Source organism: Aeromicrobium sp. REDSEA-S38_B2, from assembly GCF_001628525.1.
GTDB classification, from domain to species: domain Bacteria; phylum Actinomycetota; class Actinomycetes; order Propionibacteriales; family Nocardioidaceae; genus Aeromicrobium; species Aeromicrobium erythreum.
Genome location: NZ_LUNH01000030.1, coordinates 1 through 4,051 on the forward strand (window position 1 = coordinate 1; position 4,051 = coordinate 4,051).

Below are 4,051 nucleotides of genomic sequence, written 5' to 3' on the forward strand. Positions count from 1 at the left end.
GCGTCGTGGCCACGCCGCTGCTCGTCGTCGCGGCCGTCGTGTTCCTCCTGACCCGTGAGCAGGGCGGCGCGTGGGGCTACGTCAACGCCGCGGCCGAGGCCGCCATGGTCGGCGCGATCGCCGACTGGTTCGCGGTCACGGCGCTGTTCCGGCACCCGCTCGGTCTGCCCATCCCGCACACCGCGATCATCCCGCGCCGCAAGGCCTCGCTCGGCGCCAGCCTGCAGGAGTTCGTGACCGAGAACTTCCTGCGCCCGGAGGTCGTGAAGGAGCGGCTCGACTCCGCCGAGCTCACGCGGCGTGCGGGCGTCTGGCTCGCCGAGGGCGACCACGCCGAGCGGCTCGTGCGTGAGGGGTCCAAGATCACCGCGCACGCGCTCACCCGCGTCAAGCGCGACGACGTCGCCGCCCTCGTGCGCGACGCCATCGTGCCGCGGCTCGTGGAGGAGCCGCTCGCGCCGGTGGCCGGCAAGCTGCTCGGCGACGTGCTCGCCGAGCGGGCGCACGTCGGCATGGTCGACCTGGTGCTCGACGAGCTGCACGCGTGGTTGCTCGAGAACGAGGACGAGGTGATGGCGCTGGTGGGGGAGCGTGCCCCCTGGTGGACGCCGCAGTGGGTCGACGAGCGGGTCGGCTCGCGGCTGCACCTCGAGGCGGTCACCTGGGTGCAGGAGATCCGTGACCAGCCCGAGCACCGCGCCCGCCGGGCGCTCGACGGCTGGCTCGGTCGTCTCGTCGACGACCTGCAGTCCGACGAGGCCACGCAGGAGCGCTTCGAGCGGCTCAAGAGCCGCATGCTGAACCAGCCCCAGGTCACGACGACGGGCGTGGCGATCTGGGACGCCCTGCGCCGCGCGCTGGTCGAGACCCTCCAGGACGAGGACGGCATGCTGCGCCGCCGTGCGCTGCAGGAGCTGCACGCGCTGGCCGACCGGCTGCAGCACGACACCGAGCTGCAGGCCCGTGGCGACCGGGTCGTCGCCGACGCCGGCGCCTACCTCGTCGAGCACTACGGGTCTGAGGTGGCCACGATCATCTCGGCCACCGTCGACCGCTGGGACGGCGTGGAGACCGCGCGCAAGGTCGAGCTGCACGTCGGGCGCGACCTGCAGTTCATCCGCATCAACGGGACCGTCGTCGGTGGCCTGGCCGGCCTCGTGATCCACACCCTCAGCCACCTCGTCTGAGCAGGGGGTGGGGTGCGCGGGTCGCGCAGCACCCCTGGTACAGTTCCTGACTGCACCACGGACCTCTACGAGGTCCACGTCCGGGTGGCGGAATAGGTAGACGCGCTAGCTTGAGGTGCTAGTGCCCGGTTACGGGCATGGGGGTTCAAGTCCCCCCTCGGACACGTTGAGGAGACCGGCCGCGAGGCCGGTCTCCTCTTGTCGTTCCTGGTGGCCTGCCGGTGCGACCCCGCACGTCCGGGCGCGGGTCTCTGCGCGCGATCACCCTGACGTGCGGCGCTCCCGCTCCGCGCGGGCGAGCATCGCCGTGGCCACCGACGCGGTGACCGAGCCGACCACGCCGATGCCGACGACCATGAGCACGACGGCGATGACACGACCCTGCGTCGTGACGGGGGAGTAGTCGCCGTAGCCGACGGTCGTGACGGTCACGCACGCCCACCAGAGCGCGTCGCCGAAGGACGTGATGGTCGCGTCGGGCGCGTCGCGCTCGGCCTGGAGGACGGCGAGCGAGGCGAGGCCGACCGACGCGACGGCGGCCCCCGACACGTAGACCAGCGTGCGGCCGGCCAGGCTCCCCGCGGCGGACCGGTCGAGGATCCGCAGCAGGGCCACGAGGCGCAGCAGCCGCAGCGGGCGGAGCATCGGCACCGCGATGAGTGCGACGTCGTACCAGTGACGCACCGCGTAGTCCCTCCGGTCGTCGGCGAGCCCCAGCCGCACGACGAAGTCGAGGGCGAACGCGGCCCAGACCGTCCAAGACACGGTCTCGAAGAACTCCCGCCACCCCCGGTCCAGGCGCGGGTCCAGGACCGGCCAGGCGTAGGCGACCAGGAAGGCCAGGGACAGCAGCAGCAGCGGGACCTCTGCGCGACGTTCCCAGCGCTCGACACGAGTCATGGCCACCATCCTGGGCCCAGCGCCGCGGTGGCGAAGAGCAGCCCTGTCAGCCGGACGCGCCCTCGGCCTCGGAGGCGTCGGGCGAGGACCCGCCGGGGGAGTGTCGGGGCGGGGGCGGCGACTCCGTGACCTGCTCGGCCGCCCGCCGCAGACGCTTGTCGCCATACATGTCGAGGTCGGCGTGCCGTAGCCCCTCGGGGCCGCCGGGTGCGACGCCCATGCTGAGCGTCACCTGCTCGGTGGCCGCCCACCACCGGCGCAGCTCCTCGAGCCGGCGCCGGGCCGACGCCTCGTCCTCGTCGAGGACCAGCACGAACTCGTCACCGCCCGTGCGGAAGACGTCGCCGGAGCCGTGGACGCTGCAGGCCAGCAGCGCACCCAGCCTGCGCAGGAGGTCGTCACCGGCGACGTGGCCGTGCGTGTCGTTGAACCGCTTGAAACCGTCGACGTCGATCACGGACACGGTGGAGCGCCCCGACGACGCCTCGAGGCGACACACGAGGTCGCGCCGGTTGAGCACGCCGGTGAGCGGGTCGGTCCGCGCCAGGCGCTCCAGCTCCGCCCGCTGCTCGTTCAGGTGCGTGATGAGGCGCGCGGGCAGCTCGGCGACGATCACCCACATGACGGCCGTCGCCGTGGTCCGCTGCAGCACAGGTCCCTCCAGCCCGCCCCACGCGACGACGAACGCAGGCACGGCCGGGACCAGCAGCCACAGCGAGCGCCACGGCGGCTGCGTGAGCCCCGCGAACACGAACGCCATGCTGATCAGCCCCGGCACCAGGCGCGCAGCGGCGGGCGTGTCGACCCCGACGAGGCCGTACAGCACGCACACGGCGGCAGGCCACAGCAGCAGCGTGAACCGACGCCGCCAGCAGCCGGACCGCAGGCAGACCATCAGCACCAGCGCGGCGAGCGGGGGAGCGACGAGCAGGGCCACCGGTGTCGGGCTGCCGGGCGGTGTGCTCGTCGCGGCCGTCACCGCCAGCACCACCGACTCGACGAACACCGCCACCGCGCCGCAGACGTGCCAGACCCGCAGGTCCCATGCGCCAGGACGCCGCCACGGCGGTCGTTCCGCCGGCCGTCCTCCTGTCGCTTCCCCCGATCGTCCGTCGCGCGCCCTCACGGATTCACGCGGTACACCCTGACGCTGTCGACGACGTAGTCGAAGGCGTCCTTGGTGTGCTGCTGGTCGGGCATGCCCCAGTAGGACGAGCCCACCTGCATGTTGAGCCGGATGTTGAACGGGCTGTCGAAGGCCGTGCGGGCCCACGGCACCTGCTCGATCGGGATCGTCGACAGCACCTGGTCGTCGTAGGTGAACTGCATGCAGTCCGGCGTCCAGTTGAAGCCGTAGGTGTGGAAGCCCTCGTACACGCCGGGCGTCCGCGTCGCCCAGTTCTGGTGCGCCCACGAGTACCACTCGCCGCGCTGCTTGCCCAGGTTGGTGTCCTCCCACAGCGTCGTCGTGTAGGAGCCGGCAGGGTTCCAGCGCTGTGTCGACTCGCCGCCGTAGGCCTCCATGACGTCGATCTCGCCGTTGGTGCGGTCACCGCGCAGCCAGAAGGCCGGCCAGACGCCGCGGGTCATCGCGCGCGACGTCGGCAGCTTGGCCCGCATCTCCCAGCGTCCGTACTTCTGGGAGAACGTCCCGACGGTGTCGAGGTAGCCCGTGTCGTACCACCGCTCCCGGACACCGCTGGAGACCGACGCCGGCGTCGAGCGGCGACGTCCCTCGATCGTGAGGGTCCCGTCGGACACGTCGACCGCGTCCTTCGTCACGTACGCCGCGTCGAACGAGAGGTGCGTCCGGTCGCGGACCCGCCACTTGGTGGTGTCGAGGCCCGTCCCGTCGAACTCGTCGGCGAAGCTCAGCGTGCGGCGCTGCGGCGAGTTCAGGTCGTCGCAGGTCCGGGTGGTGCTGCCCGGCGGCGTGGGCTCAGGCGTCGGGGTCGGGCTCGCCG

General features: G+C 72.4%; 4 protein-coding genes and 1 tRNA gene. 2 read left to right on the top strand and 3 right to left on the bottom strand.

Annotated features, from left to right (window positions below; translation table 11 throughout):
• Together A6Q81_RS07735 and A6Q81_RS07740 are read left to right on the top strand one after the other, a co-directional pair.
• Nucleotides 1-1,187 (top strand): DUF445 domain-containing protein (locus tag A6Q81_RS07735; RefSeq protein WP_286690079.1); only part of this gene is annotated, 1,187 nt, incomplete at its 5' end.
• Between the two features lie 78 nt (nt 1,188-1,265).
• A tRNA-Leu gene (locus tag A6Q81_RS07740) sits at nt 1,266-1,351 on the top strand.
• Between the two features lie 97 nt (nt 1,352-1,448).
• On the opposite strand, the gene A6Q81_RS07745 is transcribed toward A6Q81_RS07740, so the two are convergent.
• From A6Q81_RS07745 to A6Q81_RS07755, 3 genes are all read right to left on the bottom strand, one after another.
• Nucleotides 1,449-2,087: a potassium channel family protein gene (locus tag A6Q81_RS07745; RefSeq protein WP_067857544.1), complete on the bottom strand. Its 639-nt coding sequence runs from the start codon at nt 2,085-2,087 to the stop codon at nt 1,449-1,451.
• A gap of 46 nt (nt 2,088-2,133) precedes the next feature.
• On the bottom strand, nt 2,134-3,099 hold the full coding sequence (locus A6Q81_RS07750) for a GGDEF domain-containing protein (RefSeq protein ID WP_286690080.1): 966 nt from the start codon (nt 3,097-3,099) through the stop codon (nt 2,134-2,136).
• A gap of 110 nt (nt 3,100-3,209) precedes the next feature.
• Nucleotides 3,210-4,051, bottom strand: an 842-nt coding sequence (locus A6Q81_RS07755; RefSeq protein WP_286690081.1) for a glycoside hydrolase family 16 protein, incomplete at its 5' end; no start/stop codon positions are given.